The following is a 24,914-nucleotide window of genomic DNA, read 5'->3' on the forward strand; positions in this document are numbered from 1 at the left end:
GGGATCACTCCCACTCAATCGTCGCTGGCGGCTTGCTGCTAACGTCGTACGTCACACGGTTAATGCCGCGCACTTCGTTGATGATGCGGCCAGAAGTACGCTTCAACAACGAGTATGGCAGTTCAGCCCAGTCAGCCGTCATGAAGTCGGTGGTCTGCACGGCACGCATGGCAACAACGTACTCATAAGTACGCGCATCGCCCATCACGCCTACGCTCTTCACAGGCAGGAAGACGGTGAAAGCTTGGGAAGTCAGGTCGTACCAGTTCTTGCCGGTTTCTTCATCAACCGTGTTGCGCAGCTCTTCGATGAAGATGGCATCGGCTTGACGCAGCAGATCTGCGTATTCGCGCTTGATTTCACCGAGAATACGGACACCCAAGCCTGGGCCTGGGAAGGGGTGACGGTAGACCATTGCTGGCGGCAGGCCCAGGGCTACGCCTAGTTTGCGCACTTCGTCCTTGAACAGTTCGCGCAGGGGTTCCAGCAGTTTCAGGTTCAGCGTATCTGGCAGGCCGCCCACGTTGTGGTGGGATTTGATGCCAGTGGCTTTACCGGATTTAGCGGCGGCGGACTCGATTACGTCCGGGTAGATTGTGCCTTGGGCCAACCAACGGGCGTTGCTGAGTTTGGCGGCTTCTTCCTGGAAGATTTCCACAAATTCGCGGCCGATGATCTTGCGTTTGGCTTCTGGGTCAGTCACACCGGCCAGTTTGCCCAGGAAGCGGTCGGAAGCGTCGATATGGATGATCTTCAAACCCATATTGTCCGCGAAGGTGCTCATGACTTGCTGGGCTTCGTTCAGACGCAGCAGGCCGTGGTCCACGAATACGCAGGTCAGCTTGTCGCCGATAGCCTGGTGGATCAGAGCGGCAGCGACGGAGGAATCCACACCGCCGGACAGAGCCAGAATAACTTCTTCGTCGCCGACTTGTTCGCGAATATTGGCGATAGCCTCTTGCACGTAGTCCGGCATGTTCCAATCGCCCACGCAGCCGCAGATGTCGCGCACAAAGCGCTCGAACAAGGCGCCGCCTTGAACGGTGTGGGTGACTTCGGGGTGGAACTGAACCGCGTAGAAGCCGCGATCTTCATCAGCCATACCGGCGATGGGGCATGTAGGCGTGGAAGCCATCAGCTTGAAGCCGGGAGGCAAGGCGGTAACTTTGTCGCCGTGGCTCATCCAGACTTTGAGCATGCCGTGGCCTTCTGCCGTAGCGAAATCCTGGATACCATCGAGCAGCTTGGTGTGGCCATGGGCGCGGACTTCGGCGTAACCGAATTCACGCTTGTCCGAACCTTCGGTAACGCCGCCCAGTTGGCGGGCCATGGCTTGCATGCCGTAGCAAATGCCCAGAACAGGTACGCCGGCTTCAAACGCGGCGGCAGGAACTTGCAGAGCGTCTTCGGCGTAGACCGAGGCGTGGCTGCCCGACAGAATGATCCCTTTCAGGCCTTCTTGGGAACGGATGAATTCATCGCTGACATCACCGGGGTGAATTTCACAGTACGCACCGGCTTCGCGTACGCGACGCGCAATAAGCTGGGTGACCTGGGAGCCGTAATCAAGAATCAGAATTCGCTGGTGCATGAAAGTATCGAGCCAATAATAAAGCGGTAAAGGATCTATTTTACGCTGTGTAGCGCCGCTTAGGGAGTCGCAGAAATACTCCAGGCCGAAATTGTCCTGCATCACTGGCATTCATGCGGCAAGGCAGCTACAGTACATGCAGCCATTTTGGGAGTTTCAGCATGTCTTCGAGTCGTACCCCTCGTCCGAGCGAACTTAATGAACACCAGGAATCCCGACCTGCACAGGCCACACAACAACAAGGCGGCGGTAGCTATATCCCTGCTCCCGGCCCCTCCGGTGCCCGCTCGCACAGCTTTGCCTATGAATGTCAGGAAGATACGGACGAAGTCTCCGACAGCCTGACCTTTGTGCTGGTTCACGGTGCCTGGCACGGTGGCTGGTGCTGGTCCAGACTGGCTGCCCGGCTACGGGCCAAGGGGCATAAAGTCTATACCCCCACACTGACAGGCCTGGGCGAACGCAGCCACTTGCTTAGTGCGGACATCACCCTGAACACCTTTGTAGATGATGTCGCTAATTTGATACGTTGGGAGGAACTCTCCAACGTGGTTCTGGTGGGCCACAGCTTTGGAGGACTGGTCATTAGCGGCGTCGCCGACGTCATGCCGCGCTGCATTCAACAACTGATTTACCTGGACGCCTTTATCCTGCCCAGCGGCACCAGCACCTTCGACACCCTGCCAGAAAAGATTGTCGACAGCATGGTGGCCTCTGCTGGGAAAAGCGCCATTCCTGCCGTCCCCCCTCCTCCACTGAGTGCACTGGGCCTGCATGCCACAGAAGATCTACACTTTGTCGGTAACCGCCTGACGCCACAGCCGCTTAGCGTCTACCGCTCTTCCCTGCGCTTACAGAACCCCGTCATCGGCAATGGCCGCCCTTGCTCCTATATCTCCTGCATACAACCCACTTTCAGAGGGGTTGATACCTCACGTGAATGGGCCCGTCAGCAGAAAGACTGGGAATTCCGTGAGTTGGAAAGTGGGCACTGCGCGTTGATGACACACCCCGACATGCTGGCCCGGCTTTTACTGGAGCTAGCGGACTAAACTGCGTCGCCCGCGCTGTCTTTAGAGCGATAAAACTCTCTGGGAGTGACCCCAAAATGCCGCCGGAACACGGCGGCATATGCGCTTTGACTGGCATAGCCATGTTGTAAAGCCACTTGCACAATAGGCTCACCGGCTGCCAAGCCCTCCAAAGACCCCAACAAGCGAGCGAATTGACGCCATTGCCCAAAGCTGATGCCGGTATGGCGACGAAACAGGCGGTGGAAAGTTTTGACGCTCATGGCCAGTTGCCTGGCCCAGGCATCTGCATCTCTATCATCATCGGGGCTAGCCTCCAGATGTCGACACACCAATAGCAAGCGCGGCTCTTCGGGCCAGGGCAGATGAAACGGCAATACAGGCAACTCGCGCAGTTCATCCAGCAATAAACGCATCAAGCGGCCATCGCGACTGTCTTGCGCATACACCAAAGGAATTCGGCTGGCCTCCAGAATCAGCTCCCGTAGCAAAGGGCTGACATCCAGCACGCAGTTACGCGCCGGCAAGCCCGGAGCAGCATCCTCATCCACAAAGATCGTGCGCATTTTGACCTGCCCGCGCATGCGAACCGTATGAGGACGACCCGGTTGCAGCCAAACGCCACGGCTAGGAGGAACCACCCAGCGCCCTTCCTGGGCATCAATCACCATCACCCCTTGCACGGCGTACAAGAACTGCGCACGTACATGCTGATGTTCGTGAATAAGATGGCCGTCCGGATAGTCTGCTGCCAAACCACTAATAGGCATCTTGGCCAGCTCAACCGGAATATGAATAAGAGGATCAAGCACAAGCTGTCCCATTTGCGCTAATTCAAGTCAGTTTAGCGAAAGACAGGCAAGTCGGTCTACAGCGAGCATACGTCTTCCTTATTGATGGATGCTTCCAATGCGCAACTATGCTTATCCGCTGGTGACCATGCTGTTGTGGTCCGGCAATGTCATTGTTTCCAAAATGGCGCACGGCCTGATCGCCGCACCTGCCATGAGTTTTTATCGAGTCGTACTGGCGCTGGCCATCATGAGCCTGTTTGCCGCTCGCCCTGTCTGGCGACACTGGCACTCGATCCGTCCTCAACTACCCAAACTGCTGTTTCTGGGATTTCTGAGCATGGCGTTTTATCAATGCCTGTCTTATTGGGCAGCAGCCAGCACCAGTGCCACCAATATGGCCGTGATTACCGCACTGACACCCCTACTGACCCTGTTGACCACACGTCTGCTGCTGCCAGGCTCTGGCTCTCGCGGCATGCTGCCCGGCGCCCTGCTGGCCTTGTTTGGAACAGTCTGGTTGATTAGCGGCGGCCATCCCATGCAACTGCTAAGCCAAGGAGTCCGCTCTGGCGACTTGCTGATGCTGACAGCGGCATTGAGCTACGCCTTTTACAGTGTTTTTTTGAAGAAATGGCATATCACTGTGCCAGCCTGGCAATCGACCTATCTTCAAGCCTGGGGAGCCTTGATCACCCTGCTGCCCGTCTTCTTCTGGCTACCGGCTGAACAAACCCAGCTGAATGAGCAAACAGTCCCCCTGATCCTGTACGCAGGTATCCTGGCCTCCGTCCTGCTGCCCTACTGCTGGATCCAAGGCATCACACGCTTGGGCCCGGCCCGCTGCAGCCTGTTCCTGAACATCCTGCCCTTCATGACCGCCATGCTGGCCATCCCATTGCTGGGCGAACAACTGGGCGCACACCATGTGAGCGGTGGATTGCTGACTCTGGCAGGGGTGATTTTGGCTCAATGGCCGCCTCAACAATGGCTGTTCAAAACCAAAGCAGCCCCTGCTAAATAAGAAATATGGGAGTTTTATATTCAACTCCTGATATGAAATGATTTTCCAGCTATCCGCCACTAATTTGTGAGCTAACGAGTGACGAACTAATGAACTGAATAGCTGAATAGCTGAATAGCTGAATAGCACTCTTAGGGTAAGCGCACCCCGCAGTATCCAAAGCAAGGCGTCCCGTCATAAACGGGGCGCTTTTTATTATTTAGAGTTCTCTGCATTCCCATCCCTCCCACCTCATAAAGAGTCGCTCCCTGAATGAAATAAGGGCTACACAGCACCAGCCAAGGTGGAAATAGCAAAGGCTGAGATAGCAGTAGTTACTGCTATTGCTGTTGCTGTGATCTTGATGGTGACGGTGACGGTGACGGTGACGGTGACGGTGACGGTGACGGTGACGGTGACGGTGACGGCAGTGATTGTGTAGAGCCCTGACCAAACAGCCAACACACCCACAAAAATCCCAAGTGCAAGATACAGGCGGGGCTAAGTATTTCTCGATCTGAGCCTCTTGCGGCCTGGGTGGGGGCGCGGGGCGAGTCAGACTGCTTGCCGCGGGCGGTGTCGGGATACGGGATGCAAGCACTCTGCTGTTTGAACCCGACGCTTGTGATTGGTCCGGGGGACCAATCACCGGGTGAGTTCAGAGTGCGCCCGTATCTCGACACCGCCAAGGGCACCGGTGCGCAGCACCGGCAAGCGGTCCGCCCCGCACCCCCACCCAGGTCGCAAGAGGCGTCTATCCTGAGACTACCCCCTACCCCTCAACACAAAGGCGATACACAAAAAAAACCGCCAACCCAAAGGCTGGCGGTTTCTGGCATGCAAGAGACTGGCTAAGATCAGTCAGCGCGGTAGTTAGGCGCTTCCTTGGTGATCTGTACATCATGCACGTGAGACTCACGTACACCCGCAGCCGTAATCTCCACGAACTCAGCCTTGGCATGCAATTCCTCGATGGATTTGCAACCGCAGTAGCCCATGGAAGCACGGATGCCGCCAACCAGTTGGTAAATAATGGCAATAACACTGCCCTTGTAAGGCACGCGGCCTTCAATACCTTCTGGAACCAGCTTGTCCGCGTTGTTCGAAGGATCCTGGAAGTAGCGATCAGCCGAACCATCGACCATGGCACCCAAGCTACCCATACCGCGGTAGGACTTGTACGAACGGCCCTGGAACAGCACCACTTCACCCGGAGACTCTTCAGTACCGGCAAACATACCGCCCATCATGCAAGCGGAAGCGCCAGCGGCCAAAGCCTTGGACACATCGCCGGAGAAGCGGATACCACCGTCAGCGATCAGAGGTACGCCCGTACCTTCCAAAGCCTTGGCAACGTCAGCGATCGCTGTAATTTGAGGTACACCCACACCGGCCACGATACGAGTCGTACAAATAGAGCCGGGGCCAATACCGACCTTGACACAATCTGCACCGGCCTCGACCAGAGCGCGAGCGGCATCAGCGGTAGCAATGTTGCCACCAATAACCTGAATGCGAGGGAAATTTTTCTTGACCCAGCGAACGCGCTCGATCACGCCACGGGAGTGACCGTGCGCAGTGTCCACCACCACCACGTCCACACCGGCTGCGGCCAGTTTCTCGACACGTTCTTCAGTACCATCACCCACACCGACCGCAGCGCCAACGCGCAATTGACCGTGGCTGTCTTTGCTGGCCAGAGGGTGCTCGGTGTTTTTGACAATATCCTTAACCGTTGCCAGACCACGCAGCTGGAACTGATCGTTAACGATCAGCACGCGCTCCAGACGGTGGCGGTGCATCAGGGCCTGAGCTTCGTCCAGCGTGGCGCCTTCGTGCATGGTGATCAGACGCTCTTGAGGCGTCATGACATCACGCAAAGGCAAATCCAGGCGGTCTTCAAAGCGCAGATCGCGGTTGGTAACAATACCCACCAGCTTGCCGGCCTCAACCACAGGCAAACCGGAAATACCGTGTTGACGCTGCAGGTTGATGGCATCGCGCACCTTCATGGTGGGCGTCACGGTAACCGGATCAATCACAATACCGAACTCGTGACGCTTCACACGTGCAACTTCACGTGCTTGAGCATCCGCCGTCAGGTTCTTGTGGATGATCCCGATACCGCCTTCCTGTGCCATGGCAATAGCCAGACGCGCTTCGGTTACCGTGTCCATGGCAGCCGAAACCAGCGGGATATTCAGGGTGATGTCCCGCGTAAAGCGGGTGAGCAAGGATGTATCGCGAGGCAGAACCTCGGAGTAAGCGGGAACCAACAACACATCGTCGAAGGTCAGTGCTTTCTTGATGAGACGCATGCTTTTATAACTCCGTCCAAAAATCGATTATACGCGTAAGCAATTACGCAATCCAGACCCGAGCGTTGCGAAACATCCGCATCCAGGGAGTAAATCCACCATTTGCCATCTGATCAGCACCCTGATCGGCGGCGCCCCACTGCTCTGGCGTCCAGGACATCATGACGTTGCGCGTCACACGTTCCGGGTGAGGCATCATGATGGTGAAGCGGCCATCTGCCGTGGTGACACCCGTCAAACCGTAAGGGCTGCCGTTGGGGTTCAGCGGGTATTGCTCCGTGCGCTGACCGCGGTGATCCACAAAATGAACTGCAGCCGCTACCTTGGATGCATCGCCCTGACGCTGGAAGTTCGCAAAGCCTTCACCGTGAGCCACGGCTACTGGCAGGCGTGTCCCTTCCATGCCCTTGAAGAACAAGGATGGCGAAGCGGCGATTTCCACACTGGAGAAACGAGCCTCGTATTTTTCCGACTGGTTACGGGTAAAGCGTGGCCAGAATTCCGCACCTGGAATCATGGGAGCCAGGGCCGCCATCATCTGGCAACCATTACAAATACCCAGACCGAAAGTGTCGCTGCGACCGAAGAAGGCAGCAAACTGATCGGACAACTGGTTGTTGAAACGAATGGTCTTGGCCCAGCCTTCACCGGCACCCAGAACGTCGCCGTAGCTGAAACCACCCACGGCCACCATGCCCTGCATGCCTTCCAGCGATGCGCGACCCGACAGCAAATCGGTCATGTGTACGTCCACGGCCTCAAAACCAGCAGTATCAAAGGCCCAGGCCATTTCCACCTGACTGTTGCAACCCTGTTCGCGCAAGATGGCAACGCGTGGGCGTTTGCCGGTAGCGATGAAGGGAGCAGCAATATCTTCTTGCGGGTTGAACATGACACGCGGCGAGATGCCTGGGTCTTGCACGTCTTCCCAGCGATCGAATTCAGCCTGTGCGCAAGCGGGGTTATCGCGACGCTCCATGACGCGGCGGCTAACTTCACTCCACTGTTGCGCCAGTTCCACACGTGGTGCCTGGTAAATGCAAGCGCCATCGCGGTAGAACTCGACCTGATCGGTCTTGTTCAAGCTACCAATTACGTGGGAGTAAGCCGACAAACCTGCTTCACGCAGAGTTTGCATGACCTGATCACGCTGGGCCAATGGCACCTGGATAACAGCACCAGCCTCTTCGTTGAACAAGGCGCGCAAGGTGATTTCATCACGCTGCACGGAAACCTGTTCGGCACGAATCTTGTAATCGCCCCAATCGGCAGCATGAGGGTCGATGGTCAGCATGTCCAGGTTCACGGACACGCCGGTGTGGCCGGCAAAAGCCATCTCGGCCACGGTCGCGGCCAGACCACCGTCGGAACGGTCGTGGTAGGCCAGGATCAGATCCTGGTCGGCCAATTGGCGAATCACCTTCACAAACGCCAGCATGGCTTCGGCGTCCTGCATGTCAGGTACGGACTGGCCAACCTGATTGAAAGCGTGAGCCAATACGGAAGCGCCCATACGCTGTTTGCCCTGTCCCAGATCGATCAAGACCAAAGCGGTATCGCCCACATTGGTTTGCAGTTGGGGGGTCAGCGTGCGGCGCACATCCGCCACTTGAGCAAAAGCGGTCACCACCAGGGAAACTGGCGAAATCACCTGACGGGACTCACCGTCCTGCTCCCAGCTGGTACGCATGGACAGGGAGTCCTTGCCCACCGGAATGGACAGGCCCAGGCTCTGGCACCACTGGCTAACAGCCTGAACCGTGTCGAACAAGGCAGCGTCCTGGCCATCCACGCCGCAAGCGGCCATCCAGTTGGCGGACAATTTGACGTCTTTCAGGTCACGCACATCACTGGCGACCAGGTTGGTCAGGGCTTCAGCCACAGCCATACGGCCGGAGGCAGCAGCGTCAATCATGGCGCTAGGGCTACGTTCGCCCATGGACATGGCTTCGCCGCGCACGCCTTCAAAATCAGCCAAAGTAACGGCGCAGTCAGCCACAGGCACTTGCCAAGGGCCAACCATCTGATCGCGACTGCACAGGCCACCCACGCTGCGGTCGCCAATGCTGATCAGGAAAGTCTTGTTGGCCACAGTGGGGTGACGCAGCACCCGGTGCATGGCTTCGGTCAAAGGAATAGCGGTCAGGTCCAGCGGTTCGGCCACGCCGTCCAGACGCTTGACGTCGCGTTCCATGCGGGGGGCTTTACCCAGAATCACATCCATAGGCACGTCAACAGGACGTTCCTCAATGCTCTTGGGGGTGTGCACTTCGTCCACGCCAGGCAGGCCTTCGCCGAAAGTCACGCGCAATTGGCGCTCTTCAGTCGCCACACCCACGACGGCAAAGGGGCAGCGCTCGCGCTGAGCAATGCGCTCAAAACGCGGCAGATCCTTGGGCAGAATGGCCAGGACGTAACGCTCCTGGGATTCGTTGGACCAGATTTCAGCAGGCGACAGACCCGACTCTTCCAGAGGAACGCGAGTCAGTTCAAAAATAGCGCCACGCTCGGCATCGTTCACCAGTTCCGGGAAGGCGTTGGACAGACCGCCCGCCCCCACGTCGTGGATGGCAATAATGGGGTTATTCTCGCCCTGCTGCCAGCAGCGGTCGATCACTTCCTGGGCACGGCGTTCCATCTCCGGGTTACCACGCTGCACGGAGTCAAAGTCCAGTTCAGCACGGTTGGCACCCACGCCCATACTGGACGCAGCACCACCACCCATACCAATACGCATACCAGGACCACCCAGCTGAATCAGCAAGGCACCCACTGGCAAAGGATCTTTGTGAGTCAGGCGATCGTCAATCGAACCCAGACCACCGGCAATCATGATGGGCTTGTGGTAGCCCCAGCGCTGATCGCCAGCCGTTTGTTCAAAAGTACGGAAGTAACCCAGCAGGTTGGGACGACCAAATTCGTTATTGAAGGCGGCACCACCAATCGGGCCTTCAATCATGATGTCCAGGGGGCTGGCGATACGGTCAGGAATACCGTGGGAGTCTTTTTCCCAGGGTTCCATTTGCTCAGGGAAGCACAGATTGGACACGGTAAAGCCGGTCAAACCTGCTTTGGGCTTGGAACCACGGCCTGTTGCGCCTTCGTCGCGAATCTCGCCACCGGCACCGGTAGATGCACCGGGGAAAGGAGCAATTGCGGTTGGGTGATTATGAGTTTCCACCTTCATCAAGGTGTGAACCAACGCTTCGTGACGCTGATACACAGGCTCGTTGGCCTGATCATCAATACCGGCGTGGAACAGAGTAGCGGGGCCGCCCGTCATGATGGCGGCGTTATCCGCATAAGCCACCACGGTATTTTCTGGTTGAGCGGCGTGAGTTTCGCGAATCATGCCAAACAAGGTCTTGCCCTGGTTTTGACCGTCGATTACCCACTGTGCGTTAAAAATCTTGTGACGACAGTGTTCGCTATTGGCTTGCGCGAACATCATCAATTCCACATCGTGCGGGTTACGACCCAGCCGTGTGAAGGCATCCATCAGGTATTCAATTTCGTCCTCGGACAGCGCCAGACCCATTTCCTCGTTGGCCTGCTTCAAGGTCGCCACGCCACCGCCCAGAACATCCACGGTCTGGATGGGCTTGCCTTCCAGTTGGGTGAACAGCGCCTGACCGTCAAACTCCAAACCAACAACAGTTTCGGTCATGCGGTCGTGCAGCAAGGCAGCCAGTTGCTCCAGCTGAGCCTGATCCAGTTCCTTGGCACCCAGCAAGCCACGCTTGGGGGTGATGATGTAACGCACGCCACGCTCGATACGACGTACCGCTTGCAAGCCACAGTTATGAGCGATGTCAGTCGCTTTACTGGCCCAGGGCGACACGGTACCCAAACGAGGAATGACACGCAGAACCAAGGCGCCTTTAGGCGGTTGAGGGTCCAGCGCAGGCAGACCATCGTCCAGCAGGTCGCTGAGGTGCTGACGCGCACTGGCATCCAGGCCGGACTCTTCAGTCCAGACATAGTATTCGTGCAAGGCAAGAATGTCGGCAACAGGCAGTTGACGCTGCTCGACACGCTCTAGCAAACGCTCACGACGAAATGCGGAGAGCACGGACGAACCGGGAAAGTACAGGATTTGGCTCACGATACGGGAGGGGCAAAAAAGGTGGGAGAAATAGAAAACACGCCATTTTAACCGGAAGCGACACAAGAGGTCACATCGGTAAATGGCGTGCACAAAAAGGGAAAATTCAGTTCAAACAACGGGGCCGCAACAAGCGGGGCTGGAGACACAGCAAACCCGGCAAGCTCGACAAGACGTCTTGAGGGGCCGGAGCGATTGGCGCCCCGTAATCTCCAATACGGACCCGGTACGGCGTTCAAATCGGGCTGTCTCCATCCAGATCAGGAGCTGGTGCGGGTTCAGGATAGGACACTTCCAGAATATCCAGCTCTTCCTTGCCGGCGGGGGTGCGCAGCACCACGGTGTCGCCTTCACGCGCCTTGATCAGGGCCCGGGCCACCGGCGAAATCCAGCTGATACGGCCCTGCAAAGGCTCAGCCTCGTCCACGCCCACAATGGTGATGGTGAACTCTTCACCCTGGCTGTCGCTATAAACAACGGTTGCACCAAAGAACACCTGATCGGGATTGGGCTGCAAGCCGGGATCGACCACTTCAGCAATTTCCAGACGCTTGGTCAGGAAGCGGATACGGCGGTCGATTTCCCGCAGGCGTTTTTTACCGTACAGATAATCGCCGTTCTCGGAGCGATCACCATTGGATGCCGCCCAGGAGACGATCTGCACCACCTCGGGACGCTCCTTGTTCATCAAATGGCTCAGTTCGCCACGCAAACGGCGATACCCCAGGACCGTCATGTAATTCTTGGTCCCACTGGGTAGCGCACTGGCCGGGGCGTCCAGATCGTCGTCATCGTCCTGATCGGACTCTTTCACAAAGGCTTTATTCATCGTTTTCAAGGCTCCTGCTAGAGCCACTCCTGCCAAACGGGTTTCAATCCCGAGGGCAAAGGCGGCAAACCGCCTAAATCAACACGCCCTTCGCTGGGACCATGAAAATCCGAACCACAGGACACTTCAAAACCATAGCTGCGTGCTACCTGGGTATACACGCTGTATTCCTGCGGAGTGTGACTGCCCGTCAGCACTTCAATCCCCACACCACCCAATTCCAGAAACTGGGTATACAAAGCATGGCTGCGGGTGCCGTCCAATTCGTAACGTCCGGGGTGGGCAATAATGGCCTTGCCGCCCGATTCACGTATCCAGCCCACCGCTTCTTCCAGGCTGGCCCAGACGGTTTCCACGGCAGCAGGCTTGCCATCCGCCAAGTAGCGGCGAAAGGCCTCATTCATATCAACGCAGTAACCTTGCTGTACCAGAAACCGCGCAAAGTGCGTGCGGCTGATCAGTTCCGGATTGGCCGCAAATGGGACTGCACCTTCATAGGCATTGGGAAAGCCCAGTTTTTCCAAGCGGTCACCCATTTGACGGGCGCGCTGCTCGCGGCCAGCACGCACATCATGCAGTGCCTTTTGCAAGGCAGGATGGTCCGGGTCCACGCCCAGGCCAACAATGTGGATAGTCTTGTTCGCCCAAGTGACGGAAATTTCTACGCCGTCCACGAAGCGTATGCCCAGATCCTCGGCATAGTGCCGGGCCAGTTTCAAGCCACCAATTTCGTCATGATCCGTCAGGGCCCACAGTTTCACACCGTTAGCATGCGCACGCGCGGCGAGTTCCGCGGGGCTGAGCACACCATCTGAATAGATGGAATGGCAATGCAAATCAACGGGCAAGCGGGCCTGAACACTCATAAGGGGCTATCCAGCTAGAAAGTAGTCGATGTGGTCGATTTGCTCGGCATTGCGCAGCATGGGCGCATGTCCCACATTGGGAATAGTCACCAGTTGCGAATTGGGATTGCGTTGCAACATTTCCTGGGCCGCTTCTGGCTTCAAGAGATCGGACTCTTGACCGCGCACGATCAGCACCTTATCCGGCAAACCCTCATAGGCGCCCCACAACAAGGCCTGTGCCGCTTGCAAGTCCACATCCGCTTGCTGAGCAAAGGCTTGCGACAAGCGCAAATCGTAATGGCGACGCCATTTACCTTCATGTTCCACAAAGACGTGGCGGGACATATCGGCCCATTCTTCAGCGGAATGCTCTCCGAAGGAAGCCGAGACGGAACGTACATACTCCACCGCCTGCTCGAAGGTATCAAACAGCACGGACTGCCCAACGTATTCACTGATGCGTTGCAGCCCTGTCATATCCAGCGCCGGGCCTACATCGTTCAGAACGACTCGACCCAAAGGCAGTTGCAAGGGCTCGACACCCAGACCTGGTCCGGGGCGAGCCGGACGCAGCAAGGCTGACATGGCTTGCGCGCCTTGCAAACCCAAGGCAATCAAACCGCCCATGGATGTGCCCACCCAATCCAGCCGTGCCGGCTGCAATCGGGCAATCAATACCAACATGTCGGCAACGTATTGAGGAATGGCGTAAGCGGCTGGATCAATCAGCCAATCAGAGCGGCCACGTCCCACAACATCGGGGGCTACCACACGGTAACGTTCGGACAGGCGCTGAGCCAATTGATCAAAATCCCGGCCAGTACGTGTCAAACCATGCACGCACATCAAGACCTGATCGTTACCGGGATCGCCCCACTCCCAGTACGCCATGCGGTGCGTACCGGAGGCACTGGCACACATAACCCAATTAAGGCGCGGCTCCTGAAGATCAGTTGTCATGAACGCTCAGACCAGAATTTGACAGATAAAGGACTATTGTAGCCCAGCCCGAGGGCTTTACTATGCCGTTTCTGTCCTGCCGTCAGGGCGGTGGTGGGGACTGCCAGTAGCGGGCGTGACGATCACGCTCGCCAAAGTAATACAGGGCCGAAGGACGCGACTCCACAGTCAAAGCGCCCCAATGATCGGTACGCAGGAATAAAGCGCCGGAGCGTTCCCAACGCGTTTGCACCTGCGCATGTGGATGCCCAAAGCGATTCCACCATCCTAATTGAGCAATCGCCAACCCCGCTTGCATGTGTTTCACAAAATGCGCCCCCGAGGAGGTCCGGGAACCGTGATGCCCGACTACAACGACATCAACAGGCCCCAAGCCCGCCGCCACAATGGCTTGCTCCTGCGCCACACCGGCATCGCCCAAAAGCAAGGCGCTGTGTCGGGCACCTCGAATTTCCAGCACACAGCTGATGGCATTCTTATCTTCCTCGCTACCATAGGCGGCCTTGAATCTGGCTTCATCCGCAGGGGGCCACCAGAACCGGAAACGTACGCCGTCTACCTCCCAGTGCACATCCTGCTCACAGCGCAGGGCCTGCTCCGGGCGAACAGTGGAGCCAGCAGGCACAGCCAGCAAACGCTCCTCCCGATTCAGATGCGCGTCCAGATCAAAGCTGCTATAGGAGCGGCTAACCGGTACCGCCTGCAATACGCTGCGCGTCCCGCCCACATGGTCCATATCGGCATGAGACAACACCAAGGTATCGATCCGCCCTATTCCCTTGGCTTTCAACCAGGGCGCAATGCTGCGTTTGCCTTCATCGGAATCAGGGCCGTAGCGGTTTCCCACGTCAAACAGCAACACCTGACTGCGAGTACGCAGCACCACCGCACTACCCTGGCCTATATCCAGGGCAAACAAGTCCCAGTCCCCTTCCTGCAATAAAGAAGGTCGCAAAGCCAAGGCGGGCACCAGCAGAGACAGGCCGCTCAAGCGGGACACAAAGCCTTTGGGCAAAAGTAATAGCAGCACCCCCAGCAAAGCCAGAACTGTCCAAGCCCAGTGCTGGGCAGGCACTGGCACACTGGCAAGGCTACGCTCCGCCAGCCAGATCGTAGGCTGCATGGTGAAATCCAATACAGCATGAGCAAGATTAGCGACAGACTCGCACCAACTTGACGGAGCCTGTAGCGCCGCCAAAATCAACAAGAGCAGCACCAGCGGCGTCACAACTGAGCCGATCAAGGTGATGGCATACGCATTCGCGGGCAAGGAAGCCAAGGATATTTCATGGAACAAGGGGGCCAGAGCGGGCAACAAGGCCAAGGTAATCAGCACCTGCAACTGAGTCGCAAACCAGATCCGCCGCCCCCAGCGCTGCCACCAGGAGCCTGGCTGCGGCACCTGCCCCATCAAAGCGCCAAACGCGAACAAGACCGAAACAGCGGCGAAAGACAGATAAAAGCCGGTGGTCAGCCCCGCCCATGGATCATGCAAAACCACAAACAGAGCTGCAATCAGCAAAGTCCGGCTGGCTCCCAGGTGCAAGCCCCAAAGACGGCAGACACCCAGCACCAGCAACATCAAAAAAGTACGCTGGGCAGGAACACCCCAGCCTGCGATGACGCAGTAAGCACCCGCCCCGGCAATACCTACCCAGGTCGCAGCAACCTGAGCAGGAACTTGTTCGGCCAATACCCAGCGCCCCCAACGAACACGTCGCCAACACCAGGACACTAAGGCAGCCAACAACACGGCCAGGAACGTAACGTGCGTGCCGCTTATCGACACCAAGTGCGTCAGGCCACTGCGGTTAAAGATCAGCCAATCCGGTGCCGCGATACTGGCCTGATCTCCCAAAGACAAAGCCAGCATCACCCCGCCCCAGCGTTGTTCTTGTACGTAGGGCATCAGGACGTTGCGCAAATGATGGCGTAGACGCTCCGTCCATGTGAACCAGGACTGCGCCGGATCAAAGTCCAATCGTTGTGGCTGACCCCGCACACTGCCCACAGCCCGCCAGCCTTGAGTCATGGCATGACGTTCTGCGTCAAAGCCATGAGGGTTACGGGCTCCTTGAGGTGGACGCATCAATAAAGACATGCGCCAGCGCTGACCGGGCATCAGCTCGGGGAAGCTTTGTACAGACGGCTCACGGTACAAGGAGCGATGGCCTTGAGCCGCATTCCAGCGAACCAGAATCTGCTCGGGCAAACCGGGCGGCTGGGAGTTCAGGACGCGTGCCTGAAACTGTCTGTAATTCGGCCCGGCCTGTATCAAGGACTGGATTTCCAGCTCTACCCGACTGACTTTATTGATGTCAGTGACCGGGACGGATTGAGCCAGCCGGCCCTGTATATGCCAAATGCTGTAGCTGGCTCCCAAGCAGGCAAAGACCAGAACATAAGCAAAAGAAAAACGCTGCGCCAGCAAGATGCTCACAACCACAGCACCCAGCCACGGCCAAACAGGCAAGGCCAGATACGAAGGCTTCAGGAAATGGGTGAATGTGGCTGCGGCCACAAAAGCGGCTAAACACGCACGCCCTGTCATGGGCTCTGCCCTGCCATCGTGATCTCCACGCAAATCTATAGCGTAGAGTTCAGGCGTGCCTCAAAGGGTCGACACAAGAACACTTTGCTCATATCGGCTTGTACCGATAGGCAAAACGCGCCTCTTATCTGACAGATAAACCAGGAGTGAAAGCCCAGGGAAAAAGCAGTTCTGGCAACATCAAAAAGCCTGCCCCCAGCCTAATACCCCTGGCTAGACAAAAACGCATCCAGCCTTGGCAAAACTCGTCGTGCCGTGGCCCCGGTCTGGCGAATGACATCAGCCACGCCCGTCCCCCGCAGCTCTGCAAGACTCTCCGCGACTCCTTTCACCTCAGCCGGCTCATTGCGAACCGATGCCAAGGGAGTCCCCGGCTCCACCAACCAGGACGGCGCCAAATCCGGCGCATCGGTTTCCAGCACAATATCATCAAGACTCATATCCTGCGCCAGACGGCGAATCTGCTTGGCTCGGCCAAAGGTCATGGCCCCACCAAAACCCAGCGCACAGCCTTGGCGTACGAACATCTGCGCCTGCTGCTCACTACCGTTAAAAGCATGGGCGATTCCGCCTACTCCCGGAAATTGCCGCAGATATTTCAGCACCCGGTCTTGAGAGCGACGCACATGCAGGAGTACAGGCAAGCCATAGCGTTGCGCCATGGCCAATTGAGCTTCATACAGCCATTCCTGATGACGACTAGCCTCTTCGGTTTTCAGCTCTGGCACAAAGTAATCCAGACCGATTTCACCCAAGGCGACAAAACGCGGGTCGTCCAGACGCAGCTGGATTTCCTGCTCCAGGGCTTCCAGATCTGCTGCCCCCGCTTCAGGAGTAAACAGGGGGTGAATCCCTAGCGCATACACGCCCCCGGGTGCTGCCATCGCGGTCTCACGGGCAGCTTGAAAGTCAAATACACCTACGGACGGCACCACAATCGAACGTACACCCGCCACGCGGGCACGCTCAATCACCTGCTCTCGGTCTTGAGCAAATTCGGGAGCATCCAGATGACAATGCGTATCAATAAGCATAACGAGACTCCCCACAAACCTCAGCCCCTCAAAGGGAAGGACGCGGTATGACAGCCCCACGCCCCTGCCAGGTATTAGACCCGGCGCTCGGACCTGATTTCCTGGGTCAGATAGCCCTTGTCCATGACCAGCTGACGATGGGCCAGGGAGGCCAGGGCCTGGTCATGGGTCACGATGACAAAAGCCGTGCCGAACTCTTCATTGACCCGGCTTAACAGTTCAAACATGCCTTCAGCGGTATAGCGGTCCAGATTACCCGTAGGCTCGTCCGCCAGCACGCAGGCAGGTCGTGTGACCAAAGCACGCGCCAAGGCCACTCGCTGACGCTCGCCCCCAGACAACTGACCCGGATAGTGATGCACGCGCTGGGACAAACCCACTTGTTCCAGAACCTGCTGAGCCTGCTCGCGCGCCTCTGGACGCTTCATGCGACGCACGATCAAGGGCATGGCCACATTGTCCAGCGCATCAAACTCAGGCAGCAAATGGTGGAACTGGTACACAAAGCCCAGCACCTTGTTGCGCAGCTGACTGCGTTCGCTTTCATTCAGACTCTCTGTCTGGGTGCCGTTAACCTCGATGCTGCCTGTATCAGGCTTATCCAGCAGGCCCAAAGCGTGCAGCAAGGTACTTTTACCCGAGCCGGAAGCGCCGATAATAGCCACCATCTCGCCACGACACACTTCCAGATTCACCCCGGAAAGCACTTGAATGCTGTTGCCACCTTCCTCGTAGTGGACGCTGACATCGCGCGCGCGCAGCACGGTTGGAGCGATAAGATCAGTCATGACGCAGCACCTGTGCAGGTTGAAGCTTGGAAGCACGCCAGCTTGGGTACAGCGTGGCCAGGAAGGACAAAACCAGCGAGACGATAGCAATCAGCACAATGTCATAGACCTGCGGATTGGAAGGCAATTCGCTGATGAAGTAAATCTGCTGAGGCAGGAATTTACGACCCATCAGATTTTCAATAAAGGGCACGATCACGTCGATATTGTAGGCAATCAAGGTACCCAAACCGACGCCCAGCAAGGTACCCACAACGCCAATCAAAGCACCTTGCACCAGGAAAATACGGGCAATCTCGCGGGGGGTGGCGCCAATAGTGCGCAGAATCGCAATATCCGACTGCTTGTCTTTCACGGCCATCACCAAGGAAGACAGCAGGTTGAAAGCCGCCACGGCCACAATCAAGGCCAGAATCAGAAACATCATGCGTTTTTCGGTTTGCACAGCGGCAAACCAGGTACGGTTATTGGCTGTCCAGTCCGACACCAGCACGTTGCGCGGCATTTTGCTGGCCAACTCCTGAGCCACCATGGGGGCCTGCTGCATATCTTTAATACGCAGACGCACACCACTATTGCCACTGTCGCGGAAAATCTTGGAAGCATCATCCACGTTCACAAAAGCCAGGCTGGCATCGTATTCGTAATAGCCGGAGGAAAACACGCCGGTTACCGTGAACTGGCGCATGCGTGGCGAAAAGCCGGCTGGCGAGATCGAGCCTTGCGGGGCCATCAGCATAATCGTATCGCCCGTGCTGACACGCAATTGATTGGCCAACTGCTCGCCCAGCACAATCCCGAAAGTGCCTGGCTGCAGATTTTCCAGTCGGCCCATGACCATTTGCTGGGCCAGCTCGGACACCTTGCTTTCCTGATCAGGCTCAATGCCACGTACCTGCACGCCCATCAATTGATTACTGCGCACCAACATGCCCTGACCGGCCACATAGGGGGCCGAGCCCACCACCGCCGGATTGGTCTGGGCTTTTTGAGCCAGCGATTTCCACTCATTCAAGACTTGCTGATGATCGGCATTGCGCACAATCAGTTCAATATGCGGCAAGACCGACAGCATGCGATCACGCACCTGGGTCTGAAAGCCGTTCATGACAGACAGCACGACAATCAGCGCGGCTACCCCCAGGGCAATCCCCGCCATCGAGCTGCCCGCAATAAAGGAGACGAAACGGTCTTTTCGTCCCCCACGCCGTTTGCGGCCCTTGGCCAGGCCGGCATACCGCGCTCCAATCCAAAATTCGTATCCCATGCGAGCTGCTATCGCCTCAAAGAAAACACTACAATCGCTGTCATGCAGATCGTAATCAACGGTGCGCTGCCGGAACCGGCCATCGCGCGCGAACTCATCAAACACTTGCCCCAGACGGCCCCTTCACTGGTTCAGTTACTGACTCAGGGCAAAGGCACGCTGTCGGTACGCGACCCGTCCGAGGACCTGTGCACGCCAGCACAAGCCTGGCTTTTGCACGCCCACGGCTTTACGGCGCACCAAGCCCAGCATCTTAGCGCAGGTCTGGCCCCTTTGCGGCTACGCCAGTTGAAACAAATCCACTCGGTGACACCTGAAGAAGCTGTCTGGCTGGCAGAGCTGGTGCACATTGCCCCCTCTCGCGAGGGCGCCATGCTGATACCCAGCGAGCAACTGGCCTTGACTGAGTCCTATAGCCGCGCCTTGCTGGAGGCCATTCGCCCTTATCTGGACGACACCGGCTTTCAATTCGAGTACATCAGCCCGGCCTTGTGGCGTGTCACTCCACCGGCTGATTTTACGGTGCAAGCGGCCTCCACAGAACTGGTCAGCCAAAGCAATTTGAATAATTGGTGGACACAGGATGTGCAAACCCGCCCCTGGCGTCGTCTTATCAATGAATTTCAAATGCTGGCCTTTTCCCTGCCGGACAATCAGGAGCGCGAACAGGCGGGTCTGCCCAATGTGAACAGCTTGTGGCTGTTTGGCGGAGCGTCCTGTCAGCAATTAGGCCCCGAGCCCGCCGAACTGCGCATTATTGATGACTTGCAAGACAGCCTGATACGTCAAGACTGGGGGCTTTGGCTGCAACAACTGGCCGAGCTGGATCGTACCGTGCTCGCCCCCCTGGCCGCAGGGCCCATGCCAGAACTGGTGCTGACCGGACTGGACCGCTATGCTCACGTCGGTCCCGCCTCGCGCCGCATCTGGCCCCTGTCCCTGTTCAAACAAACCTCTAACTGGAGTCAGTGGTGGTCACCCCTATCCTGAAAAACCGTCCCGCTCAAGAAGCCGCCAGCCACGCCCTGAAACAGGCCGGGATTCACGATTTAATGGCCCGTCTGCTGGCCTCCCGGGGTGTAACCGATGCCGCCCAGATCGATCCGGCCTGGCGCAACATGATTCCGCCCAATATGCTGACCCAGGCTCGTGAAGCCGCCGTCTTGCTGGCCGATGCCATTGCCCGCCGGGACCGCATGCTGATCATTGCCGACTACGACTGTGACGGTGCTACCGCCTGTGCAGTCGGCCTGCGTGCGCTGCGCAGCATGGGGGCAGTCGTAGACTTTCTGGTTCCGAACCGCTTTGAAACCGGCTATGGCCTGTCGCCCGCCGTGGTCGAACTGGCTGAGCAACATCCCTCGGGCAAACCGGATCTGCTGATTACCGTGGATAACGGCATTGCCAGTATTGATGGTGTGGAAGCCGCTCATATGGCGGGCATGAAAGTTCTGGTCACAGACCACCACCTGCCCGGCGATGAGTTGCCCAATGCCCTGGCGATTGTGAACCCCAATCAGCCCGGCTGTGAGTTCCCCTCCAAGAACCTGGCCGGTGTGGGCGTTATTTTTTACCTGATGCTGGCTTTGCGTGCCGAGCTGCGTCAGCGCGGGGTATATGAGGCCAATGCAGGCCCACGCCTGAACGAACTGGCCGATCTGGTCGCCCTGGGGACCGTGGCCGACGTAGTCAGCCTGGATGCCAATAACCGCCTGATCGTCACCCAAGGGCTGGAGCGCATGCGCAAGGGCCAGATGCAGGCTGGGCTGCGCGCCCTGTTCCAGGTTGCTGGCCGTGACCCGCGGCAGGCCAGCGCCTTTGATCTGGGTTTTGCCCTGGGGCCACGCATCAACGCCGCCGGTCGACTGGCCGATATGGCCTTGGGCATACGCTGCCTGATCACGGATGACGAAGACGAGGCCGCTAATTTGGCTCGCGAACTGGAGGACATGAACCAGGATCGCCGCTCGATTGAGCAATCCATGCGCGAAGAGGCCCTGCGCGCAGCCGAACTGGCCGAACCGGACACCAGCGCCACTGTGTGCGTGTTCCACCCCGAATGGCACCAGGGCGTGGTTGGCCTGGTCGCCTCGCGTTTGAAAGAAAAGTACTGGCGTCCTACCCTGGCGTTTGCACAAGGTGACGAAGGCGAGATCAAAGGTTCGGGCCGCTCCATCCCCGACGTCCACCTGCGCGATGCGCTGGATCTGGTCTCCAAACGCTACCCCGGCCTGATTCTGAAGTTTGGTGGCCACGCCATGGCAGCTGGCCTGACAATCGAAGAAGATAATTACGATGTGTTTGTGCAAGCTTTTGAAGAAGCCGTGCAGGAACTGACAGGCCGCTTCCAGTTTGATCCTGTCATCGAAACCGACGGTTCGCTGGAGCCCGAGCACATCAATATTACGGTGGCCGGCATGCTACAAAAACAAGTCTGGGGCGCAGGTTTTCCAGCACCAGTATTCCATGACCGATTCTTTGTGCGCCAGCAGCGCTTACTGAAAAACAAGCATCTGAAATTGAGTCTGGAGCGTAACGGCGAATACTTCGATGCCATTTGGTTCAATCGCGATACCTTGCTGTCCGAGCATATCGAAGCCGCTTATCGCTTGGACCAGAACGAATGGAATGGAAACGTCAGCGTGCAATTCATTATTGAATTTGCCCAGGACTGCCCCAACGATCCATCCCGCTGACCGAACCCAAGCACTGCCCTTCCCAATAACATATCCGTGACCGCTATCCCTCGCTCATCACACACAAACAGGGGTAGCGCACTCACGATGGGAGAATACGAGGCAAACCTACGCAGAATCAGCACTGCCCTCAACAATGATGCGCCCCATTCGGATAAAACCCTTAGCCTGCCAGGGTGCCTGGGGCATATCTCGTTTGAGCTGAACCAATAAAGAGCGCTCGAAAAGGGCTGCTGTTCTGGTCCGCCTATGCACTGCCCAGCGTCAGAACCCACCTTTTGGACGGCTTAGCTCAAATGCTCACGGAAGAACTCGCGAATGCGTTTATAGGCCGCTTCGCGGGCAGCGGGATTGGCTCCCACATGCACTCCTGCCTGACCATTAACACCGTTAGGTACATTCTTACGGACGTAGACTTCATTTTCGCTGTCAAAGGCATGATAGGCGCCTTCATACACAATCAGTTCAACAGGCTCGTTGCGCTGCTGGCTACGAGTCGTCAAATCTCTGCACGGCGCTACCGGCGTCCAGTCGTCTTTCTCGCCAGCCAAAATCAACAAAGGGCCATACGCAGAAAACTCGGGGCGCTTGCGCGACTGCCAGCCGCAGCCTGGGTATAGGGCCACCGCCGCTGCAAATTGCTGTCCCGAGCGCTTATACGCTTCGCTTGTCGCGTCCATTGCCGACAACGCACCGCTACCCCCGTGCGAAAACCCGATGGCACCGATCTTGTCAGTCACAATGTCAGGGCGCGAATTCAAGTACTGCAAGGCCCCATAGGCATCCCTGATCCGGTGTCTGTTCTTAATATCCCGGTCCGCAAGAGGTGTCGTGCATATTTGTGACACGCCACGTGGATTAAAGCTGTCCACAATCAACACCGCATAGCCCATCTCGTTGAGCAAGTGCGCCATATTGGTAAATCGCGAGGTAATGCGCCCAGTCTTGACGGATAATGCACCGGCGCAGCCATGAAACATGACAACAGCAGGGAAAGGCGCAGCGCCTGCGGGCTTGAACAGGTATCCGTCCAGCGTTAAAGCCTGATCGCCCTTCCACTTATCCAGACTAGGAAAACGAAGCTGCTCAGGCTGTACCGGTTCCCCCTGCGCTACTCCCAGCATGGCCCCGCCCAACACAAGAGCCAAAGCCGCTGAGACCAGGTTCCTGATCCGCGAACCAGACCTAAAGCTGAAGTCTCTTACTATATATCCCGCACCAATCCGATTATTTACCAGGTTCTGCCTACTCTTCTTCATCGCCACCACTACCAGAAAATCTCGTTCAAAACACAAGGCCAAGCGCTGCCGCCAGACAGTACGACAACAATGCGGCTCCAAGCCTAGTGCAACATAATTGGAACTGCGATTCAACCGAGGTTAACAACCCCTTAAGCCTATTGGCGCTCTCAGAACATGGCGCACGGTACTGCCTCGAACAGGCACAATCCATACCTTAGGTAACGAAATACCTAGCGCTAATCCTTGAATTTTGTGTCCAGACAAGCCCCGGCACTCACCTGATCAAACTGAGCCGTTCAACTTTGGGCTTACCCTCTCTTGCCTTTTGGCTTAGTTAAGGCGTCCAAGAAATAAGCTCAACACACCCACAGGCTAGATCACCTATTTATTCAGGCTCCGTTACTTTTCCGGGACCTTATCTTTCCGGTACGAATTTGGGGCCTGCTTAGGCAAGGCCCATATGGCCATTAACAATGAGGTGCCGCCTCCCAGTAACGCACTCGCCCAATCCTTCAGGCCTGGAAATACAAACATGTTCCACAGTAAGGCGGTCAATGCTCCTAGAAGCGCAATTAATAAAACGTTAAGCCATGTTCTGGTAGGTTTCACCACGCTATAGATCAAGGCCAGTAACAGCGCTGGGGCGCCATAAAAAGCAAGTGCATTAAGAGCGGCCAACAAACCACCTGCCATACTGCCTACCAGCACCACCCAAGCCTGATCCCCGGACTGGGCCCCCGAGAGCGCCAGCCACACCCCAATAAACAGACCCGCCAGCATGGGACACAACAAGAAACCCAAAAATACCCGCAAGCGTGGGTACGGACTCATGCTTCGCCCCCCTGATTGGCTATACATCAAAAACTTATACGCAAAACGAACCTAAGCCCTTCTTCCAAGATGAATCAACTTATTCGCCTCTAGGGTACTTAGGCAAGACCCATAAGCCATCAAGGGCTGTCATGGCGCTATTGATTACCATGATTGCTCGCACCGTTATGCTCTTCGCTCACCCGCTCCAAGTGGACAGGGTGTTAAGAAAATGATCGATCTATCGTCTTAATATTTAATAAAACCCATTTACGTTGGCTTTCACCAATTCATGACCGGGTTAATTTCAACTATTTCACTGTTTTCTGTCGCTTACTTCAGACCGTTTAGGCAAAACCCAAAACGCCATCACCAATGACGAAATCGCGCCAAGTACAAATGCACTGGCAAACGGCGTGGTTAACCAATTTTCAGAAATTGCCTCCCAATAACCAAGCCCATCATTAGCAGGAGATATATACTGACCCCAGAAAAAAGCCAGAAACCCACCAAAAATAGAAATAAACAACAAACTCATCAACGATCGAAAAGGACGAAAAAACAACAAAACCATAGATATAATAAAAGCCGGTGGAATATTAATAACGATAGTAAAAAAAACTATTACCGGCAAAGAACCAGAAAAAAAAACCCAAAACCCCAAGCCAACTTATTTTCGGATCTATTATTTGATAATAGGTTCCCACTAAAGTTGCAATAACACCCGCAATTCCAGGGCACAAAATAAACCCCAGACCAACTTTCCAGTATGGATAGCCCTTCATGGTGTGCAACCTTGCTGTTCAGAATAACCTAGAAGCCTACATCCGTATCTAACACGAGACTGATAATCCAAGACATCAATCCCACCAGGCTGCCCCTGCTTATCAGAAGTAACAAAATTATTTCCAGCACCTAATATAGAGTTTGTATTAGTCTGCCATTCGGACATCAACCCAAATAAAAATCTATCCTTAAGATAACCTTCATGGATAGGCCGCAAAGTTTGCTGCTCACTTATTAACTGATTAATATCCCACCGCACCGGGTC

19 protein-coding genes are annotated in these 24,914 nt (G+C 56.5%); 4 read left to right on the top strand and 15 right to left on the bottom strand.

Annotation, left to right across the window (positions count from 1 at the left end; translation table 11 throughout):
- Nucleotides 1–4: 4 nt before the first annotated feature.
- Nucleotides 5–1,591, bottom strand: a complete 1,587-nt coding sequence (gene guaA, locus ACLPGZ_RS13500; protein WP_083053949.1) for a glutamine-hydrolyzing GMP synthase — start codon at nt 1,589–1,591, stop codon at nt 5–7.
- Between the two features lie 161 nt (nt 1,592–1,752).
- Here guaA and ACLPGZ_RS13505 point away from each other — a divergent pair, with 161 nt between their 5' ends.
- On the top strand, nt 1,753–2,643 hold the full coding sequence (locus ACLPGZ_RS13505) for an alpha/beta fold hydrolase (protein WP_088452648.1): 891 nt from the start codon (nt 1,753–1,755) through the stop codon (nt 2,641–2,643).
- On the opposite strand, the gene ACLPGZ_RS13510 is transcribed toward ACLPGZ_RS13505, so the two are convergent.
- Entirely contained in the window at nt 2,640–3,446 is an 807-nt protein-coding gene (locus ACLPGZ_RS13510) for an AraC family transcriptional regulator (RefSeq protein ID WP_203144833.1), read from the bottom strand. The genes ACLPGZ_RS13505 and ACLPGZ_RS13510 overlap by 4 nt on opposite strands.
- 85 nt (nt 3,447–3,531) lie before the next feature.
- Here ACLPGZ_RS13510 and ACLPGZ_RS13515 point away from each other — a divergent pair, with 85 nt between their 5' ends.
- Nucleotides 3,532–4,437, top strand: coding sequence for a DMT family transporter (locus tag ACLPGZ_RS13515; RefSeq protein ID WP_429641510.1), 906 nt, complete (start codon nt 3,532–3,534; stop codon nt 4,435–4,437).
- A 264-nt stretch (nt 4,438–4,701) separates the two neighbouring features.
- Here ACLPGZ_RS13515 and ACLPGZ_RS13520 read toward each other — a convergent pair whose 3' ends face one another.
- The 10 genes from ACLPGZ_RS13520 to ACLPGZ_RS13565 form a co-directional block, all read right to left on the bottom strand.
- The gene (locus ACLPGZ_RS13520; protein ID WP_429641512.1) at nt 4,702–4,887 is read right to left on the bottom strand and encodes a hypothetical protein; all 186 of its coding nucleotides are present in this window, start codon (nt 4,885–4,887) and stop codon (nt 4,702–4,704) included.
- A gap of 386 nt (nt 4,888–5,273) precedes the next feature.
- Nucleotides 5,274–6,734, bottom strand: coding sequence for an IMP dehydrogenase (gene guaB / locus ACLPGZ_RS13525; RefSeq protein WP_009457979.1), 1,461 nt, complete (start codon nt 6,732–6,734; stop codon nt 5,274–5,276).
- 43 nt (nt 6,735–6,777) lie between these two features.
- Nucleotides 6,778–10,839 carry a phosphoribosylformylglycinamidine synthase gene (gene purL / locus ACLPGZ_RS13530; RefSeq protein ID WP_429641514.1) on the bottom strand — a complete coding sequence of 1,354 codons (4,062 nt, stop codon included), beginning with the start codon at nt 10,837–10,839 and terminating at the stop codon, nt 6,778–6,780.
- A 235-nt stretch (nt 10,840–11,074) separates the two neighbouring features.
- Entirely contained in the window at nt 11,075–11,668 is a 594-nt protein-coding gene (gene greB, locus ACLPGZ_RS13535; protein ID WP_009457980.1) for a transcription elongation factor GreB, read from the bottom strand.
- A gap of 17 nt (nt 11,669–11,685) precedes the next feature.
- Nucleotides 11,686–12,534: a 3',5'-nucleoside bisphosphate phosphatase gene (locus ACLPGZ_RS13540; protein ID WP_429641516.1), complete on the bottom strand. Its 849-nt coding sequence runs from the start codon at nt 12,532–12,534 to the stop codon at nt 11,686–11,688.
- A 6-nt stretch (nt 12,535–12,540) separates the two neighbouring features.
- The gene (locus tag ACLPGZ_RS13545; protein ID WP_115635153.1) at nt 12,541–13,437 is read right to left on the bottom strand and encodes an alpha/beta fold hydrolase; all 897 of its coding nucleotides are present in this window, start codon (nt 13,435–13,437) and stop codon (nt 12,541–12,543) included.
- 121 nt (nt 13,438–13,558) lie between these two features.
- Entirely contained in the window at nt 13,559–16,027 is a 2,469-nt protein-coding gene (locus tag ACLPGZ_RS13550; protein WP_429641518.1) for a DNA internalization-related competence protein ComEC/Rec2, read from the bottom strand.
- 200 nt (nt 16,028–16,227) lie between these two features.
- Entirely contained in the window at nt 16,228–17,061 is an 834-nt protein-coding gene (locus ACLPGZ_RS13555; protein ID WP_404832935.1) for a TatD family hydrolase, read from the bottom strand.
- 74 nt (nt 17,062–17,135) lie between these two features.
- Nucleotides 17,136–17,849 (bottom strand): ABC transporter ATP-binding protein, encoded by a 714-nt coding sequence (locus tag ACLPGZ_RS13560; protein WP_009457989.1) that lies wholly within the window; start codon nt 17,847–17,849, stop codon nt 17,136–17,138.
- On the bottom strand, nt 17,842–19,116 hold the full coding sequence (locus ACLPGZ_RS13565) for a lipoprotein-releasing ABC transporter permease subunit (RefSeq protein ID WP_429641520.1): 1,275 nt from the start codon (nt 19,114–19,116) through the stop codon (nt 17,842–17,844). Before ACLPGZ_RS13565 ends, ACLPGZ_RS13560 begins: the two co-directional genes overlap by 8 nt.
- Nucleotides 19,117–19,158: 42 nt before the next feature.
- Here ACLPGZ_RS13565 and ACLPGZ_RS13570 point away from each other — a divergent pair, with 42 nt between their 5' ends.
- Nucleotides 19,159–20,106 (top strand): hypothetical protein, encoded by a 948-nt coding sequence (locus ACLPGZ_RS13570; protein WP_137430912.1) that lies wholly within the window; start codon nt 19,159–19,161, stop codon nt 20,104–20,106.
- A complete protein-coding gene (recJ, locus tag ACLPGZ_RS13575) occupies nt 20,088–21,812 on the top strand; it encodes a single-stranded-DNA-specific exonuclease RecJ (protein ID WP_115635146.1) in 1,725 nt (574 codons plus the stop codon). The genes ACLPGZ_RS13570 and recJ overlap by 19 nt, the downstream gene beginning before the upstream one ends.
- Nucleotides 21,813–22,099: 287 nt before the next feature.
- On the opposite strand, the gene ACLPGZ_RS13580 is transcribed toward recJ, so the two are convergent.
- From ACLPGZ_RS13580 to ACLPGZ_RS13590, 3 genes are all read right to left on the bottom strand, one after another.
- Entirely contained in the window at nt 22,100–22,936 is an 837-nt protein-coding gene (locus ACLPGZ_RS13580) for a dienelactone hydrolase family protein (RefSeq protein WP_226349696.1), read from the bottom strand.
- Nucleotides 22,937–23,452: 516 nt separating this feature from the next.
- Nucleotides 23,453–23,884 carry a hypothetical protein gene (locus ACLPGZ_RS13585; protein WP_060185968.1) on the bottom strand — a complete coding sequence of 144 codons (432 nt, stop codon included), beginning with the start codon at nt 23,882–23,884 and terminating at the stop codon, nt 23,453–23,455.
- 295 nt (nt 23,885–24,179) lie between these two features.
- Complete coding sequence (locus ACLPGZ_RS13590) at nt 24,180–24,401, bottom strand: hypothetical protein (protein ID WP_155624336.1); 222 nt, start codon at nt 24,399–24,401, stop codon at nt 24,180–24,182.
- Between the last annotated feature and the right edge of the window lie 513 nt (nt 24,402–24,914).

This window comes from Alcaligenes sp. Me129 (assembly GCF_050487245.1).
GTDB lineage: Bacteria > Pseudomonadota > Gammaproteobacteria > Burkholderiales > Burkholderiaceae_B > Alcaligenes > Alcaligenes phenolicus.

Bases quoted from the DNA above. Each gene is read 5' to 3' on its own strand.
- guaA (WP_083053949.1), bottom strand. From the start codon at position 1,591: ATGCACCAGCGAATTCTGATTCTTGATTACGGCTCCCAGGTCACCCAG.
- ACLPGZ_RS13515 (WP_429641510.1), top strand. From the start codon at position 3,532: ATGCGCAACTATGCTTATCCGCTGGTGACCATGCTGTTGTGGTCCGGC.
- ACLPGZ_RS13590 (WP_155624336.1), bottom strand. From the start codon at position 24,401: ATGAGTTTGTTGTTTATTTCTATTTTTGGTGGGTTTCTGGCTTTTTTC.
- ACLPGZ_RS13560 (WP_009457989.1), bottom strand. From the start codon at position 17,849: ATGACTGATCTTATCGCTCCAACCGTGCTGCGCGCGCGCGATGTCAGC.
- ACLPGZ_RS13550 (WP_429641518.1), bottom strand. From the start codon at position 16,027: ATGACAGGGCGTGCGTGTTTAGCCGCTTTTGTGGCCGCAGCCACATTC.
- ACLPGZ_RS13570 (WP_137430912.1), top strand. From the start codon at position 19,159: ATGCAGATCGTAATCAACGGTGCGCTGCCGGAACCGGCCATCGCGCGC.
- ACLPGZ_RS13545 (WP_115635153.1), bottom strand. From the start codon at position 13,437: ATGTGTGCCAGTGCCTCCGGTACGCACCGCATGGCGTACTGGGAGTGG.
- ACLPGZ_RS13510 (WP_203144833.1), bottom strand. From the start codon at position 3,446: ATGGGACAGCTTGTGCTTGATCCTCTTATTCATATTCCGGTTGAGCTG.
- ACLPGZ_RS13505 (WP_088452648.1), top strand. From the start codon at position 1,753: ATGTCTTCGAGTCGTACCCCTCGTCCGAGCGAACTTAATGAACACCAG.
- ACLPGZ_RS13540 (WP_429641516.1), bottom strand. From the start codon at position 12,534: ATGAGTGTTCAGGCCCGCTTGCCCGTTGATTTGCATTGCCATTCCATC.
- ACLPGZ_RS13565 (WP_429641520.1), bottom strand. From the start codon at position 19,116: ATGGGATACGAATTTTGGATTGGAGCGCGGTATGCCGGCCTGGCCAAG.
- ACLPGZ_RS13555 (WP_404832935.1), bottom strand. From the start codon at position 17,061: ATGCTTATTGATACGCATTGTCATCTGGATGCTCCCGAATTTGCTCAA.
- ACLPGZ_RS13580 (WP_226349696.1), bottom strand. From the start codon at position 22,936: ATGCTGGGAGTAGCGCAGGGGGAACCGGTACAGCCTGAGCAGCTTCGT.
- guaB (WP_009457979.1), bottom strand. From the start codon at position 6,734: ATGCGTCTCATCAAGAAAGCACTGACCTTCGACGATGTGTTGTTGGTT.
- greB (WP_009457980.1), bottom strand. From the start codon at position 11,668: ATGAATAAAGCCTTTGTGAAAGAGTCCGATCAGGACGATGACGACGAT.
- ACLPGZ_RS13585 (WP_060185968.1), bottom strand. From the start codon at position 23,884: ATGAGTCCGTACCCACGCTTGCGGGTATTTTTGGGTTTCTTGTTGTGT.